The organism is Thioalkalivibrio sp. ALMg9 (genome assembly GCF_000380625.1).
Classification (GTDB): Bacteria; Pseudomonadota; Gammaproteobacteria; order Ectothiorhodospirales; family Ectothiorhodospiraceae; genus Thioalkalivibrio; species Thioalkalivibrio versutus.
Genome location: NZ_AQYC01000009.1, coordinates 383,243 through 397,911 on the forward strand (window position 1 = coordinate 383,243; position 14,669 = coordinate 397,911).

The 14,669-nt window shown below is 67.0% G+C and carries 13 protein-coding genes; 7 read left to right on the top strand and 6 right to left on the bottom strand.

The genetic code is table 11. The features are described 5' to 3' along the window. The first annotated feature begins 20 nt into the window (after positions 1-20). Together secD and secF are read left to right on the top strand one after the other, a co-directional pair. On the top strand, positions 21-1,889 hold the full coding sequence (secD, locus tag F792_RS0110930; RefSeq protein WP_018169630.1) for a protein translocase subunit SecD: 1,869 nt from the start codon (positions 21-23) through the stop codon (positions 1,887-1,889). A 14-nt stretch (positions 1,890-1,903) separates the two neighbouring features. After that, positions 1,904-2,851, top strand: a complete 948-nt coding sequence (gene secF / locus F792_RS0110935) for a protein translocase subunit SecF (RefSeq protein WP_018169631.1) — start codon at positions 1,904-1,906, stop codon at positions 2,849-2,851. Positions 2,852-2,966: 115 nt separating this feature from the next. Here the strand turns inward: secF and F792_RS0110940 are convergent, their stop codons facing one another. The 4 genes from F792_RS0110940 to F792_RS0110955 all read right to left on the bottom strand — a co-directional run bounded on the left by F792_RS0110940 (position 2,967) and on the right by F792_RS0110955 (position 6,594). Next, on the bottom strand, positions 2,967-3,485 hold the full coding sequence (locus F792_RS0110940; protein WP_018169632.1) for a DUF302 domain-containing protein: 519 nt from the start codon (positions 3,483-3,485) through the stop codon (positions 2,967-2,969). 99 nt (positions 3,486-3,584) lie between these two features. Beyond that, complete coding sequence (locus F792_RS0110945; protein ID WP_231362644.1) at positions 3,585-4,136, bottom strand: C40 family peptidase; 552 nt, start codon at positions 4,134-4,136, stop codon at positions 3,585-3,587. Further along, positions 4,114-4,914, bottom strand: coding sequence for a hypothetical protein (locus tag F792_RS0110950; protein ID WP_018169634.1), 801 nt, complete (start codon positions 4,912-4,914; stop codon positions 4,114-4,116). The genes F792_RS0110945 and F792_RS0110950 overlap by 23 nt, the downstream gene beginning before the upstream one ends. 117 nt (positions 4,915-5,031) lie before the next feature. Further along, a complete protein-coding gene (locus tag F792_RS0110955) occupies positions 5,032-6,594 on the bottom strand; it encodes a bifunctional aminoglycoside phosphotransferase/ATP-binding protein (RefSeq protein ID WP_026305967.1) in 1,563 nt (520 codons plus the stop codon). 140 nt (positions 6,595-6,734) lie between these two features. Between F792_RS0110955 and mrcB the strand changes: the two genes are divergently transcribed. Genes mrcB through truD form a run of 5 tightly spaced genes read left to right on the top strand, consistent with a single transcriptional unit; the run spans position 6,735 to position 13,386 of the window. Continuing rightward, a complete protein-coding gene (gene mrcB / locus F792_RS0110960; protein WP_156000335.1) occupies positions 6,735-9,089 on the top strand; it encodes a penicillin-binding protein 1B in 2,355 nt (784 codons plus the stop codon). Further along, positions 9,086-9,658, top strand: coding sequence for a tetratricopeptide repeat protein (locus F792_RS0110965; protein ID WP_018169637.1), 573 nt, complete (start codon positions 9,086-9,088; stop codon positions 9,656-9,658). The genes mrcB and F792_RS0110965 overlap by 4 nt, the downstream gene beginning before the upstream one ends. 19 nt (positions 9,659-9,677) lie before the next feature. Further along, complete coding sequence (locus tag F792_RS0110970; protein ID WP_018169638.1) at positions 9,678-11,642, top strand: ATP-dependent DNA helicase; 1,965 nt, start codon at positions 9,678-9,680, stop codon at positions 11,640-11,642. Continuing rightward, complete coding sequence (tsaB, locus tag F792_RS0110975; protein WP_018169639.1) at positions 11,633-12,316, top strand: tRNA (adenosine(37)-N6)-threonylcarbamoyltransferase complex dimerization subunit type 1 TsaB; 684 nt, start codon at positions 11,633-11,635, stop codon at positions 12,314-12,316. The genes F792_RS0110970 and tsaB overlap by 10 nt, the downstream gene beginning before the upstream one ends. 14 nt (positions 12,317-12,330) lie before the next feature. Continuing rightward, positions 12,331-13,386: a tRNA pseudouridine(13) synthase TruD gene (gene truD, locus F792_RS0110980; protein ID WP_018169640.1), complete on the top strand. Its 1,056-nt coding sequence runs from the start codon at positions 12,331-12,333 to the stop codon at positions 13,384-13,386. 7 nt (positions 13,387-13,393) lie between these two features. Here truD and F792_RS0110985 read toward each other — a convergent pair whose 3' ends face one another. Together F792_RS0110985 and F792_RS0110990 are read right to left on the bottom strand one after the other, a co-directional pair. Beyond that, positions 13,394-13,825: a PAS sensor domain-containing protein gene (locus F792_RS0110985; RefSeq protein ID WP_018169641.1), complete on the bottom strand. Its 432-nt coding sequence runs from the start codon at positions 13,823-13,825 to the stop codon at positions 13,394-13,396. Between the two features lie 222 nt (positions 13,826-14,047). Next, positions 14,048-14,656 (bottom strand): DUF3365 domain-containing protein, encoded by a 609-nt coding sequence (locus F792_RS0110990; protein ID WP_018145820.1) that lies wholly within the window; start codon positions 14,654-14,656, stop codon positions 14,048-14,050. Positions 14,657-14,669: the final 13 nt, after the last annotated feature.

Here is a 14,669-nt window from a genome sequence, read left to right on the forward strand (position 1 = left end):
CGCCCTCCAGGGTTTTTGATATGCGCAATTCCTATCCGGCGTGGCTGTACGCCCTGATCGTCGTGGTCGTTCTGGGCGCGGGGCTGTATGCCGCGCCCAACCTGTTCCCGGAAGACCCGTCGGTGCAGATCGGCAATCCGGTCACCGGCGAGATCGACGGGAACATCCGTGACCTGATGGGCACCATCCTGGGTGCCCAGGGCGTGACGCCGAAACAGGTGGAGGAGCAGGACGACGGGCAGCTGCTGCTGCGCTTCGAGACCAGCGACGAGCAGTCGCTGGCCGCGGAGATCCTGCGCAATGCCCTGGATGACAACCACACCGTCGCCCTGAATCTGGCCCCGGCCACACCGAACTGGCTGCGCGCAATCAATGGCCAGCCGATGGCGCTGGGTCTGGACCTGCGCGGCGGGGTGCACTTCCTGATGGAGGTGGATCTGGATGCCGTGATCGGCACGGCGATGGAGCGCTACTCCAACGAGCTGCGCGGAAGGATGCGCGACGAGCGTCTGACGTTCGACACGATCGAGCGCAGTTCCAGTGACCTGACCGTAATGTTCGCGGACGAGGAAAACCTCGCGGCAGCCGAGAGCTGGCTGACCCGCGAATATCGCGGCGAGCTGGAATGGGAGATCCGCGGTAGCGGCGACACCACCCGCATGGTGGGCACCCTGAGCGATGACCATCTGACCGAGCTGCGCCGTCAGGCCCTGCAGCAAAACATCTCTACCCTGCGCTCGCGCGTGGATGAGCTGGGTGTGGCCGAGCCGATCATTGCCCAGCAGGGCGAGCACCGGATCGTGGTTCAGCTCCCCGGCGTGCAGGACACTGCGCGGGCCAAGGAAGTGCTCGGCGCGACCGCCACGCTGGAGTTCCGCCTGGTCTCCGAGGCCGGTGACCCGATGGAGGCCGCTGAATCTGGCCGCGCACCGTCCGGGACGCGTCTGTACCGCGAGCGTGACGGGACCCCGGTGCTGCTGCAGCGCCAGGTGATGCTCACCGGTGACTACATTACCGACGCCTCTTCCGGGATTGCGCAGGATAGTGGCGGCCCGGCCGTGTTCATCAATCTCGATGGCCAGGGGGCGCGCATCTTCTCGCGGGTGACCTCGGATAACGTGGGCCGCCTGATGGCGTCGGTGTTCATCGAGACGACCACCGAGACGGTGGAGGAAGACGGCGAGCAGGTCATGCGGACCTCGCGCAGCGAAGAGGTCATCAACGTTGCGCGCATCAACGAGCCGCTGGGCCGACGCTTCCAGATCTCGGGCCTGGATACCACGCGTGAGGCACGCAACCTCGCGCTGCTGCTGCGCGCCGGTGCGCTGGCCGCGCCGATGTCGATTGTCGAGGAACGCACGGTGGGTCCGAGCCTGGGCCAGGAGAACATCGATCGCGGCATGCAGTCGGTGGTGATCGGATTCATCCTGGTGATGATCTTCATGATCCTCTATTACCGCGCCTTTGGACTGATCGCGAACGTGGCGCTGGCGCTGAACCTGATCTTCATCGTCTCGGTTTTGTCGATGCTGCAGGCGACCCTGACCCTGCCGGGGATTGCGGGGATCGTGCTGACCGTCGGCATGGCGGTGGACGCCAACGTGCTGATCTTCGAACGCATACGCGAGGAGATCCGCAACGGACTGTCACCCCAGGCGGCCATTTCGTCGGGCTATGACCGAGCGTTCACCACCATCGCGGACGCCAACGTGACCACGCTGATCGCCGCGCTGGTGCTGTTCCTGTTCGGTACCGGGCCGATCAAGGGCTTTGCCATCACGTTGTCGATCGGGATCATCGCGTCGATGTTCACCGCGATCATCGTGACCCGCGCAATCGTCAATCTGACCTACGGGCGCCAGCGTCGACTGACGCGCCTGTCCATTTGAGCGCGGAGAAAACCATGCTTCCGCATCTGAATTTCGCTGAATCGCACATCGATTTCCTTGGCAAGCGCAAGATTACGATCGCGATCTCGCTGGTCCTGATCATTATCTCGGTGGCGCTGCTGGCCACCCGCGGGCTGAACTTCGGGATCGACTTCACCGGGGGGACCCTGGTGGAAGTGGGCTACCCCGAAGCGGTGGAGCTGGATACGATCCGCGAGACCCTGTCGGCGGGTGGCTATGAGGGGGCGCAGGTGCAGACCTTCGGCACCTCGCGCGATGTGCTGATTCGCCTGCCGCCAAGCGAAGACGACGACAACCCGGCGATGTTGTCCAACCGGGTCCTGAACGCCCTGCAGGATGGTGGGCCGTCGGATCCGGACCTTCGCCGCGTGGAGTTCGTCGGTCCGGCCGTCGGCGAGGAGCTGCGCGAGCAGGGCGGTCTGGCGATGATCTATGCGCTGGCCGGCATCCTGATCTATGTGGCAGTGCGTTTCGAGTGGCGCTTCTCCATTGGATCGGTGCTGGCGCTGGTGCACGACGTGCTGATCACGCTGGGGATCTTCTCGCTGCTGCAGATGGAGTTCGACCTGGGGGTGCTGGCCGCCGTGCTGGCGGTGATTGGCTACTCGCTGAATGACACTATCGTGGTGTACGACCGAATACGCGAGAACTTCCGTGTGCTGCGCAAGCAGAGCACGGAACAGGTGATGAACAATGCGGTGAACAAGACCCTGGCGCGGACCATCGTGACCAGCTTGACCACCCTGCTGGTGTTGCTCTCGCTCGCCATTCTGGGTGGGGCGGCCCTGCAGAACTTCTCGATTGCCCTGATCATCGGGGTGGTCGTGGGGACGTACTCGTCCATCTTCATCGCGGCAACCGCGGCGTTGATGCTGGGTGTGGACCGTCAGGTCCTGCTGCCGGTCAAGAAGGAAGGGGCGGAAGAGGATCAGACACCCTGACCCGGTTCACGCCTGACCGAATCACCCTGTCCTAGCCACGTAGGACAGGGGACATAAAAATGCCCGGGGCCGCAAGGCTGCCGGGCATTTTTCGTTGCGACAAAGGTCCTTGGGATCAGAAGGCGAGGGCTTCCTTGATGATGCGCTCGACCAGTTCGTTCACGGCGCGCAGGCTTTCCTTCGAGTCCTTGTCGCCGACCTCGGGAACCGGCGTGTAGCCCATGTAGATTGTGCCCGGTTCCTCGGAGAGCTCGTAGACCGTGATGATGTAGGGGCAGAAGAGCATGTTGTGCGGATCGGCCTCCATGGTCGCGCGCGAGTAGGTGGCGCTGCAGAAGTCGACCGATTGCCCGTTGAGGTAGATGCCTTCGCCGCTTTCCTGTCCGCCGGTGCGGTCCAGCATGTTGGCGATGTAGCCGACGTTGTTGATGACCAGGCCTTCAGCCGCGATGGCCTCTTCAACCATCTCGAAGTAGAAGTCGTATTCGCCTTCGGTCGTGAAGATGACGCGTTCGTCGGTCTCCATGAACGTCTCATAGGCGCTGGCGGTGCCGCCAACGGCGAGACCGAGGCCCAGGCCGATCGCCAGGGCGGAGTGGCGCAGGGTGCGCGAAATACCGGTGAGTGTTTTCATGGTTCCTTCCTCTATTGTGATTCCAGGCCTGGCCAGGATGGGGTTGTATGCCCGCCGTCAGCGGTGAGTTTGGCGACGACGGGCGGGCTCTGATCGCGGTCAGTTGAAGAAATGACCGGCAAAGCGGGTTCGGGGTGCCCAGTACGGGTTGTCCAGATGCTCGATGCGAACCTGACCCCGTGCGCTGGGCGCATGCACGAAGCGGCCGTCTCCCACGTAGACCCCGACGTGGTCGATTTGATTCCCGTTAATGGCGAAGAACACCACGTCACCCGGGGTGGGCGGTCCCTCGCGTCGGGTCGCTGCGCGGGCCTGGTCGCGTGTCGTGCGCGGGACGGCGCGCCCGGCCTCGCGGTAGGCCCGCTGGACGAGGGCCGAGCAGTCCAGCCCGGTGGCATCCGTGCCGCCGTACTGGTACGGGGTGTCGAGGTGACCGAGGGCGGTCAGCACGACCTCGGAGCGTTCCAGGCCAGCCTCGGGCGTGGGGCTCATTGGGCCGTCCGCAAGGCCTTCGGGTGTGGCAACGGGCGCGGTATCCCCTCCGCGCGGTTCTGGGCCCGCACTGCAGGCCGCAAGCAGCAGAAGCCCGGGGCCGGCCAGGGCAAGCGGCAGCCGTCGGCGCCAGGTGTCAGAAAAGATCGCGTTCGGCATAGCTGTCGGGGACGCTGAAGAGTGCGGCGCTGAGGTCGTCGGTGGAGATGCCGGCAAGCCGCGTGGTCACGCCGCCCTTTTCACTGACCTGCAGCGGGATGCCGTCGACGCGCGGCAGCAAGGAGGCGCCCATCTGCGAGGCCATCGGCCCGCCGGCCTCAAGGGCGTTCAGGGACAGCTCGTACAGGCGATCCATCAGGGCGCCCAGGGTCGCGAAATCCGCGCTGCCCAGGCCCAGGGTATCCGGCTCCGTTACGCAGACCGTGCTTTGCACCTGTCCGTCGATCAGCACCTCGTAATCGTCGCAGACGAAGTCCCCGATCTCGCGTTGTTCGCCGGTGGCGCGGGTGTCGATCTCGGCATCGAAACCCTCCGCCCCGATGCCCAGCTGCTCCTCGAGCTGCTGGCGCACCTCGGGCGGGAGCTGCGCCATTTGCCGGCGCAGGTCGCTGACCATGTCGGTCATGGCGCGCATCTGCTGGTCCATCACCTCGCGAGTCAGCGGGGTGTAGGTCTGTTCCGTGTCGTCCACGACCGTTAGCTGGTCGGTTCTGGCGTCGAAGAGCATGTAGCCGGAGGTGCCGCTGATGGACTCGTTGAGCTCCATGCGCACGATGTCGCCGCGCACAAGGATCTGGCTCTCCAGTCCTTCGTCGTCGACGTAGTGCAGCAGGGCATCGGCCTGGGCGGTGGAGCCGATGGCCAGCAATCCGCCGACAGCAATGGGCGTGAGGGTGCGGCGGATTCGGTCGAGCGCACCGGGGCGGTGATGATGCATGGGGGCTCCTGCGGTTTCCTGGTCGGGTTCCGGGCTCGAGGGCGAGCGTGCCAGTTCCTGTGTCTCGAAGTTGACGGAGTATCCGGGGTCTGTCTATCGCTGATTGTACGCGGTCGCTCAGCTTGCGACGGGTTGCAGCAATTGGCGGGCGAGCGCGTCCGGATCCAGCGGTGCCTCCGGGGCCACCTCGATGCAGCCCTCCTCGGGGGCGGGCCATTCCTGCTGCGGCTGTTGCTGTTCCATCACCTCGACGCCGGCATCCGAGGCATCACGGCCCGCACGGGTGCGGGCCTCGAGTCGTTCGCGCAGCACTTCGTCACGGGCGCGACAGGCAACCACGGCAAAGCCGGCCGCCTGCTCCAGTGCCAGACGCTGGAACGGGGCGCGCTGGTCCTGGGTCAGGAAGGTGGCGTCGACCACCACGGTCAGGCCGAGCGCCAGCAGGCGTTGGGCGCGTTCGCGCAGATGGCCGTAGATCTGGGCCCGGGCGTCGGCACTGTAGGAGACGGCGTCGGACAGGCGTTTGCGTTCGATATCCGAGCGCAGGCGCACGGCGCCCAGGGCTTCGATGATCTGTGTGCTGATCACGGTCTTGCCGCTGCCGGAGACGCCATGCATCAGGATCAGGCGGGGGGATCCAGGTTCGGTCAGGCGCTCGGCGAGGGCTAGATAGCGGCCCATCTCCGCCTGGTGGGCCGCCTGTTCGTCGGAAGGGAGCTGCGCCTCGGCCCCGTGAATGCCCTGGACCTTGGCCCGGATGAGTGCGCGGTAGACCTGGTACAGCGGCAGGAGCGCGAGACCGTCGAAGTCTTCGCGCCCGTCCAGGTAGGCATTGAGTAGCCGCCAGGCGTGGGCGCGCGACTGACGGGCCAGGAGATCCATGGTGGTAAAGGCGATCTCGGAGATCACGTCGATCCAGCGCAGGGCGGGGTCAAACTCGATCGCGTCAAAGGCGACCGGCACTTCCTCGCCGTTCTCGTCATCGACATAAACGAGGTTGCCCAGGTGCAGGTCGCCATGGCCATGGCGCACGAAACCCTCGTCATGCCGAGCTTCAAGTGTAGCCTTCAATCGATTGATTTCCGATCGCGTCCACTGTTCCAGCCGTTCCAGGCGTGCCCGGTCCGACGCACCACGAACGGTCTCCTTCAGGGCCGGAAAGTTGTCCAGCATCGGTTGGGTGGCGGCCTCTTCGGTGCCGTACTCGGACTGCGCATCGGTGCGTTCGGTGCGTTCGTGGAAGGCGGCGATGTAGTGCCCCAGGGCATCCATGGCGGCGGCGGGCAGTTGGCCCTTGTCCAGAAGGTGGTCCAGCTGCCGTTTGCGGTCGAACCGGCGCATATGCACGGCGTAGTCGAGGATGGGCCCCTCGCCGTTGATGACGGGGTGGGCATCGTCGCCATTGAGGGTGGCAACCTCCAGGTAGATCTGGGGTGCCAGACGGCGATTGACCTCCAGCTCGGTCTCGCAGTAGTGCTGGCGAGCCTCGAGGGTCGAGAAGTCGAGGAAACCGAGGTTCAGCGGTTTCTTGAACTTGTAGGCGTCCTCACCCGCGAGGATGACCGTGGAGATGTGGGTCTCGATGGTGCGCACGGTGTTGGCATCCGGCACCGGGGCGGGAAATCCGCGGTCCGCGACCAGTTGGTGCAGGCGCTTGTGGTGCTGTTCCAGTTCGGTCATCGGGGCTCCGCAGTAGGCCATGGGGGTGTTGGGCATCGGGAGCCGGGTCTTTTTCCCGGAATCGCCGGCCATGCACCCGTTTTCGCTCACGCATCAGGTTACCATTGCTGCCGTTTCGGTCACCTCGCCCATCACACGCCATGCCGCGAAAAGCCACTACACGTTCCCGCAAGCGAAGCGCGCCCCGAAGGGGCCGGCTCCGGCGCCTGTTCGGTGCGGGCAGCTGGACCCTGGCAGGGCTGCTGCTCGCCGGCCTTACGGTGGGTGGCATCTATGTGCATCAACTGGACCGCGAGATTCGTGAACGGTTCGAGGGGCAGCGTTGGGCGCTGCCGGCGCGGGTGTATGCGCGGCCCCTGGAGCTCTATGCGGGGCGGCCGTTGACCGCGGATGCGCTGGAGACCGAGCTGCGCACCCTGAATTATCGCCAGACCCCGGATGGCGCCGGGCCCGGCGAGTTCCGCATCGAAGGCAGTAGCGCGCGCCTGACCACCCGGCCGTTTACCTTTGGCGACGGTCGGGAGCCGGCGCATTCGGTGCGGGTGCGCCTGTCCGAGGGCCGCGTGGAGTCGGTCACCGAGCAGTCCAGTGGGCGCAATGTGGACCTGATGCGGGTGGAGCCGCTGCTGATTGGGAGTATCTATCCGACCCACGGGGAGGACCGTATCCTGGTCGATATCGACGAGGTGCCGCGCGAGCTGATCGGGGCCTTGCTGGCGATCGAGGACCGCCGCTTCATGTCCCATCGGGGGGTGGACCCGGTCGGCATCGGGCGGGCCGCGGTCGCGAACCTGCGGGCCGGACGCACGGTGCAGGGTGGCAGCACTCTGACCCAGCAGCTGGTGAAGAATTTCTACCTGACCCGTGACCAGACGCTGACGCGCAAGCTGAACGAAGCGGTGATGGCCCTGTTGCTGGAGCACCGTTATGACAAGCGGGAGATCCTCGAGGCCTACCTGAACGAGGTGTTTCTGGGGCAGACCGGTGAACGGGCGATCCACGGCTTCGGTCAGGCTGCGCAGTTCTACTATCAGCGCCCGTTGAACGAGTTGCGGCTGGACCAGCTGGCGCTGCTCGTGGGGCTGGCGCGCGGGGCCAGTTACTACGACCCCCGACGTTATCCGCAGCGTGCCACGCAGCGCCGGGACCGGGTGCTGGAGGCGATGGCCGAGACGGGACTGGCCGAACGCGACCGGGTGGACCGGGCGCTGGCGACGGCGCTGGATGTTTCCCCGGTTATGCCGGAAGGGCGCAGCCGCTTTCCGGCGTTCCTGGATCTGGTGCGCCGGGAGCTGCGTACGGATTACGCGGACGAGGACCTGCGCAGCGAGGGCCTGCGGATCTTCACGACCATGGACCCGGTCGTCCAGATGCGCCTCGAGGAACGGCTGGTACGCGGCGTGGACGACCTGGTCCGGCGTCGCGGGGGCGGCACCGACCTCGAGGATCTGCAGGCCGCGGCCGTCGTGACCGACCCGCAGGCTGGCGAGGTGCTGGCGGTGGTCGGGGATCGCAACCCGCGTTATCCCGGCTATAACCGGGCGGTGGAAGCCCAGCGGCAGGTCGGTTCGGTGATCAAGCCGTTCGTGTACCTCGCGGCTCTGACCAACCCGAACCGATACACCCTGGCGACGCTCCTCGACGACAGCCCGCTGACCCTGCAGCTGCCGCATGGCGAGCCCTGGACGCCACGCAACTTCGACCGCGAACACCGGGGGCCGGTGACCGCGTGGGAGGCCCTGGTGCAGTCCTACAACATCGCTACGGTGCGTCTGGCCGAGGATATCGGGATCTCGCAGGTGGTCAGCTTGCTGCAGACGCTGGGTCTGCAGCGCACGCCGGCCCCGCTGCCGTCGCTGGCGCTGGGTGCCATCGAGCTCTCGCCACTGGAGGTGGCCGGGCTCTATCAGGCCCTGGCGAACGGTGGCTATGCGACCGAAACCCGGGTGATCCGCGACGTGCTGGATCAGGACGACGAGATGCTCTCGCACTACGGGCTGTCCCTGCAGGGCGCGGTGTCGGATGGTGCGGTGCGTTTGCTGACCCACGCGCTGCATGACGTGACCCGGGAAGGTACTGGGAGCCGGATCCATGCGCGCCTGAACGGTGAGGTCGTGGCCGGGAAGACCGGAACCACCAACAACTTTCGCGACAGCTGGTTTGCGGGTTTTGATGATCGCCATGTGGCGGTGGTCTGGCTGGGTATGGACGATAACCGTCCCACCGGTCTGACGGGTGGGGTGTCCGCCGCGCCGGTGTGGGCGGAGATCATGGCGGGGATCGGGGTGCAATCCCTGCGCCTGGAGGGCCACCCCGGCATCGACTATCAGGGGGTCGATCTTGCCTCCGGGTTGCGTGTGGAAAGCGATGATCACGCCTGCGAGTCGGTGAAGAGGCTGCCGTTCTGGCAGAATTCGAGCCCCGAGACACGCGCCGAGTGTGATCTGCGCAGTGATTCCAGCCCGCAAGGCTGGTTCGAGAGGCTATTCCGGTGAAGATGTTGTGTACCGCACGATCCCCGTTTCGCGTCGCGCTGCCCGCCGGTTCGGCATGGCGCCCGGCGCAGTGGCTGGGTGCTGTTGCGCTGGCCGCGCTGCTCGCCGCCTGTGCGACGCCGGCGCCCCGGGATGCGAGTGCCCCGGTGCCCGACGACGGGGATATCACCGGCGAGGATGCAGCGCCCAGCGAAGATCGGGCCGAACCCCGTGAGCCGGAACGCGCCGCGACACCCGCCGCGGCCCTGAACCTGGCCCAGCAGGCCGAGTCCGCGCGCCAGGCCGGGGACACCGCGCGAGCGGAGCAGCGTCTGGAGCGCGCCTTGCGGATCGCGCCGCGGGATGCCGGGCTGTGGCACCAGATGGCCACGCTGCGCATGGAGCAGGGGCGCTATCAGCAGGCCGAGCGTCTGGCCGGTCGTTCGTTGCAGATGGTGGGCGGTGGAGACCGCGAACTGGCCCTGCAGAATTGGCGACTGATCCTGAAGGCCCGCGAGGCGCAGGGCGACGCGGCCGGGGCCGACGAGGCCCGCGAGGCGATCCGCCGCCTGGAAGCCGACATTGTCTGACTCATCGAACGCGGTAACGGTGGAGTCGGCGGCGGTACGGGCCCTGAGCCCGGGCGGGGACCTGGCCACTGCGGTCGAAGGCTTCCGTCCGCGCGAGCCGCAGCAACGCATGGCCGTGGCGGTCGAAGAGGCGCTGGCGACTGCGCCCACCGCCCTGCTGGTCGAGGCCGCGACTGGGGTGGGAAAGACCTTCGCATATCTCGTGCCGATCCTGCAGTCGCGCCGGCGTGCCCTGATCTCCACCGGAACCAAGACCCTGCAGGACCAGCTCTTCGATCGCGACCTGCCGGTGGTCTGCGAGGCTCTGGGATACCGTCCGCGGGCTGCGCTGCTGAAGGGCCGCGCCAACTATCTGTGCCACTACCGCCTGGAACTGGCCGCGGCCGAGGCCGGGGGTGCGACCGGCAGCCCCGTGCGCCGCGAGCAGTTGCCGGTCATCGAGGCCCTGCAGCGGTTTGCGCGTACAAGCCCTACCGGCGACCTGGGGCAGGCCGGGATCCTCGCGGAGGACTCCAGGTTGTGGCCGCAGGTCACCTCGACCGTGGACAACTGCCTGGGAGGGGAATGCCCGAGCTACAACGACTGCTTCGTGGTGCAGGCCCGCAAGCGGGCACAGGAGGCGGACGTGGTGGTGGTCAATCATCACCTGTTGCTCGCGGATATGGCCCTGAAAGAAGAGGGCTTCGGCGAACTCTTGCCGGAGGTCGACGCGGTGATTGTCGACGAGGCTCATCAGCTGCCGGATATCGCCGGGTCGTTTTTTGGTATTGCGGTCGGCACGCGCGCGTTACGCGAACTGGCTCGAGACACCCGGCGCGAGCAGGAACAGCATGCCCCGGAGATGCTGGATATCCGCCAGCGCATCGCGGAGCTGGAGGCGAGTGTGGCCGAGCTGCTGGATGCCTCGCGCACCTGGGAGGGCCGCTCCAGCTGGGATACGGTCAGTCCTGGCGGCGAGCTCGATCCGTTGCTGGATCGGCTCGACACGAATCTCGGTTTTGTCGGCGACGCGCTGGAGGCCGCGGCCGCACGGGCACCAGGCCTGGAGCAGCTGCGCGGGCGTAGCGCCCTGTTGCTGGAACGCCTGCGCGACTGGCGCGAGGAGACCCCGGACACGGTGGCCTGGGCGGAGCGTTTCAGTCAGAGCCTGATCCTGCACCGGACACCGCTGGATGCGGCACGGCCGCTGGCACAGCGGCGCGCCGCGCGGCCGGCGGCGTGGATTTTTACCTCGGCCACCCTGGCGGTGGGCGAGGACTTCGGCCATGCGGCGCGCCGACTGGGCCTGCCGGCCGATGTCGCAAGCGAACGCCTGGACAGCCCGTTCGATTTTCCCAATCAGGCCTGCCTGGTCCACCCACAGCCCCCGCTGCCCAATCCGAACGACCCGGGCTATACCCGCGCCTGCATCGCCTGGGCCTGGCCGCTGCTGCGTGACAACCCGGGCGGCGGATTCTTCCTGTTTACCAGCCATCGCGCATTGCAGGAAGCGGCGGCGATCCTGCGTGCAGAGTTGCCGGCTGATCGCGAACTGCTGGTGCAGGGCGAGCAGCCGCGGGGCGACCTGCTGGCGCGTTTTCGCGAGTCGGGCAATGCATGGCTGCTGGGGGCGCACAGTTTCTGGGAAGGCGTCGACATCCGCGGCGAGGCACTGTCGGTGGTGATCATTGATCGTTTGCCGTTTGCCGCCCCCAATGACCCGGTGCTGCAGGCGCGCGCGTCCGCGCTGGAGGCGGAGGGGCGTTCCCCGTTCATGGAATTCACCCTGCCGCAGGCCGTGCTGGCGCTGAAACAGGGCGCGGGGCGGCTGATTCGGGACGCCGAGGATGCGGGCATCCTCGCCTTGTGTGATCCGCGGCTAACCGGGAAATCCTACGGCCGGCGCTTTCTGGCCAGCCTGCCGGCGTTTCACCGTACGCGGGAGCCGGCCGCCGCGCTGCGTTTTCTCGAGCAGGCCCCGGGACGACGCAACACATGCGCTTGATCGCACTGGAGACCGCTTCCGAACAGTGTTCGGCAGCCCTTTATCTTGATGGCGAGATCCATTGTGTGCGCGAGCGCGCGGCGCGCCGGCATGGCGAGCTGATCCTGGGGCAGATCGAGCAATTGCTGCGCGAGGCGGACGTGCCGCGCAGCAGTCTGGATGGCGTGGCCGTCGGACGGGGGCCGGGGGCGTTTACCGGTGTACGCCTGGGGCTGGGCGTGGCGCAAGGGATTGCCTTCGCCCTGGACCGTCCGGTGGTTCCGGTCTCCACGTTGCAGGCGCTGGCCCAACAGGCGCTGCGCGATGATCGCCGGCCGGCGGCCGTGCTTGCGGCGCTGGATGCTCGCATGGGGGAGGTGTACTGGAGCCTTTGTCCGGTTCAGGGCGAGCGCGTGGGCCTTGGGCCGGAGCAGGTGGCCGCACCGGAGAGCCTGGTCGTGGCCTGGCCGGTGGGCGAGCGCTATGGGCTGGGGTCGGCCTTCGCCACCTTCCCCGATCTGGCCGCCGCCCAGGGGCTGGCGAGCGAGGCGGTGGACGCCGACGCGTTGCCCGACGCGCAAGAGGTTGCGCTGCTGGCAGTGGATGCCTGGGAGCGCGGTGAGGCGGTGGCGCCTGAAGACGCGCAGCCGGTCTATGTGCGCGACGATGTTGCCCGGCCGGCATCCCCCCGATGAGTCAGGAGCCCGAGATGAACGCGACACCCTACCCCTGGCACCCGCCCCTGAGCGCGATGATCAAGGCGTGCCCGGAAGATTTCCGGGTTGAGGAATTGCCGGCAACGACGCCCGAAGGTGAGGGGGAACATGTCTGGCTGGAGATCGAGAAGCGCCTGCTGAACAGCGAGGACGTGGCGGTGTGGCTGGCGCGCGAGTCGGGCGCAGGCCGGGGCAAGGTCAGCTACGCCGGGCGCAAGGACCGCCAGGCGGTGACGCGCCAGTGGTTCAGCGTGCAATGCCCGCCGGAGTCCGAGCCGGATTGGACGGCCCGGGCCGAGGCCTGGAATGGCGCCCAGGAAGGCGAGGAGGCGGCGGGCCGGATGCGGGTGCTGCAGGGCGCCCGCCATGCGCGCAAGCTGCGTACTGGGCACCTGGCGGGCAATCGCTTCGAGATCCGTCTGGGTGATGTGCAGGGCGATCGCGCGGCCGCGGAACAGATCCTCGAGGCGATCCGTAGCGGGGGGATTCCCAACTACTTCGGGGCGCAACGCTTTGGCCGCGACAACCTGGCCAAGGCGCGGGCCTGGCTGGGGGGCGGTCGCGCGCCGCGCAGCCGCAACCAGCGCAGTCTGCTCTTGTCCGCCGCCCGTTCCGCGATCTTCAACGCGGTACTGGCCGAGCGGGTCCGCCGCGGCGACTGGGACCGGTTGCTGCCGGGCGACGTGGCCAATCTCGAAGGCTCGGGCAGCGTGTTTCCGGTGGCGGAGGTGGATGCCGAGCTGGAGGCGCGCGCTGCCCGGCTGGATCTCCATCCGACGGGGCCGCTGTGGGGCAAGGGTGCGATGCAGACGGAAGGCGAGGTTGAGGCACTGGAGACGGCGATGGCCGCTGGCGAGCCGGCGTTGGCGGAAGGACTGGAGAAGGCGGACGTGAAGGCGGCGCGCCGCGCGCTGCGCATGGTGCCAGGCGCCGTGGAGTGGCGCTGGGAGGGGCATGACCTGTGGCTGACGCTGGAGCTGGGGGCCGGGGAGTATGCGACCGGTGTGCTTGAGGCGATCTGCGTCCCGCGGGCAGCGGATCGCGCCTGAGTCGGCGTCAGGCGGAGTTCTTGAGCTTGCGTTCGGCGCGTTCGGCGCGCTGCTCGGCTTCCACGCGGTCGGTGATGTCTTTCTGGATACCGATGTAGTAGGTGAGTCGGTCTTCGTCGTTGAACACCGGGGTCAGCGACAGCTCGTTCCAGAACAGGCTGCCGTCCTTGCGGTAGTTGCGCAGGGTCACACGGCAGGGCCGGTTTTCGTCGATGGCCGCACGAATCTCCTGGCGCACGTCCTGGTCGGTATCCTCGCCCTGCAGGAAGCGGCAGTCGCGGTAGAGGATCTCCTCGGAGCGATAGCCGGTCAGTTCCTCGAAGGCACGATTCACGTAGATCAGGATGTTGTCGTCGCCCTCGCGCTCGGCGATGACGATGCCGTCATTGGAGGCATCCACGGCGAGGGCAAGCAGTTCGGCATCTATCGTTCGCGTCATATAAGGCGTTTCGGTCGGGTCTGCGGGTCGTGCGCACGGAGGGGCGTTTTTCTGGCGCCCCTCTCGGCTTCCATGCCACGAAAATAGCACGTTCCGGTGCGGTTGTGCTCAAGGATGGAGGCTGTGGTGGGTGCCCCGGGATCGTCCCGGCCACAAAAAAGGCCGCCCGGAGGCGGCCTCTTCCGATGGGCCCGGGACTCGCGCCCGATGCCTCCGGAATGCCTACATTTCCTGGGTCACGGTGAAGGCACCGCGCACGTCACCCTCGCGGAAGCCGGTCGCCTGATCGTCGGGGTAGAGACGTTCCAGCGCGTGCTTCACGTCGCCACTGACGTCGGAGCCGTGGCAGGTCAGGCAGGCGCCGCCGGTCGGGATGGCCGCCATGAAGCGGAATTTCGGGTCACCATCATCGGATTCGACCACGCCAAAGCGCGGCGGCAGATCCGTGGCTGGAGTGCCAGCCGCATGCTGGGCCTCGAAACCCTGCAGGGTCAGGCGTTCCCAGCGGTCGGGGGCGTTGTCCTGGTTGCGCAGCTTCAGGCTGGTTCTGCCGATTTCGATGCCGGTTTCCGCCGAGATGTCACGCGCAATTGCGGGGGCGCGCTCGTTGCACACCTGGATCGCCTCGGTGGGGCCGCCGGACTCCATCGCGGACATCAGTTCGCCCTGGAGGGTGCTGGCAAATTTCTGAATGGCGTCACGATTGGCAGCGATGCGCTCTTGCAGGTCGTCCTGAGAGAGCTGCGGCATGCTGTCTGCGCCCGCTTGGCCGCTGGCGGCAGAGAAGGCGATCAGGCCGAGGGCCAGGGGGGCAAGCTTCCAGTTCTTCATGGCAAATACCTCG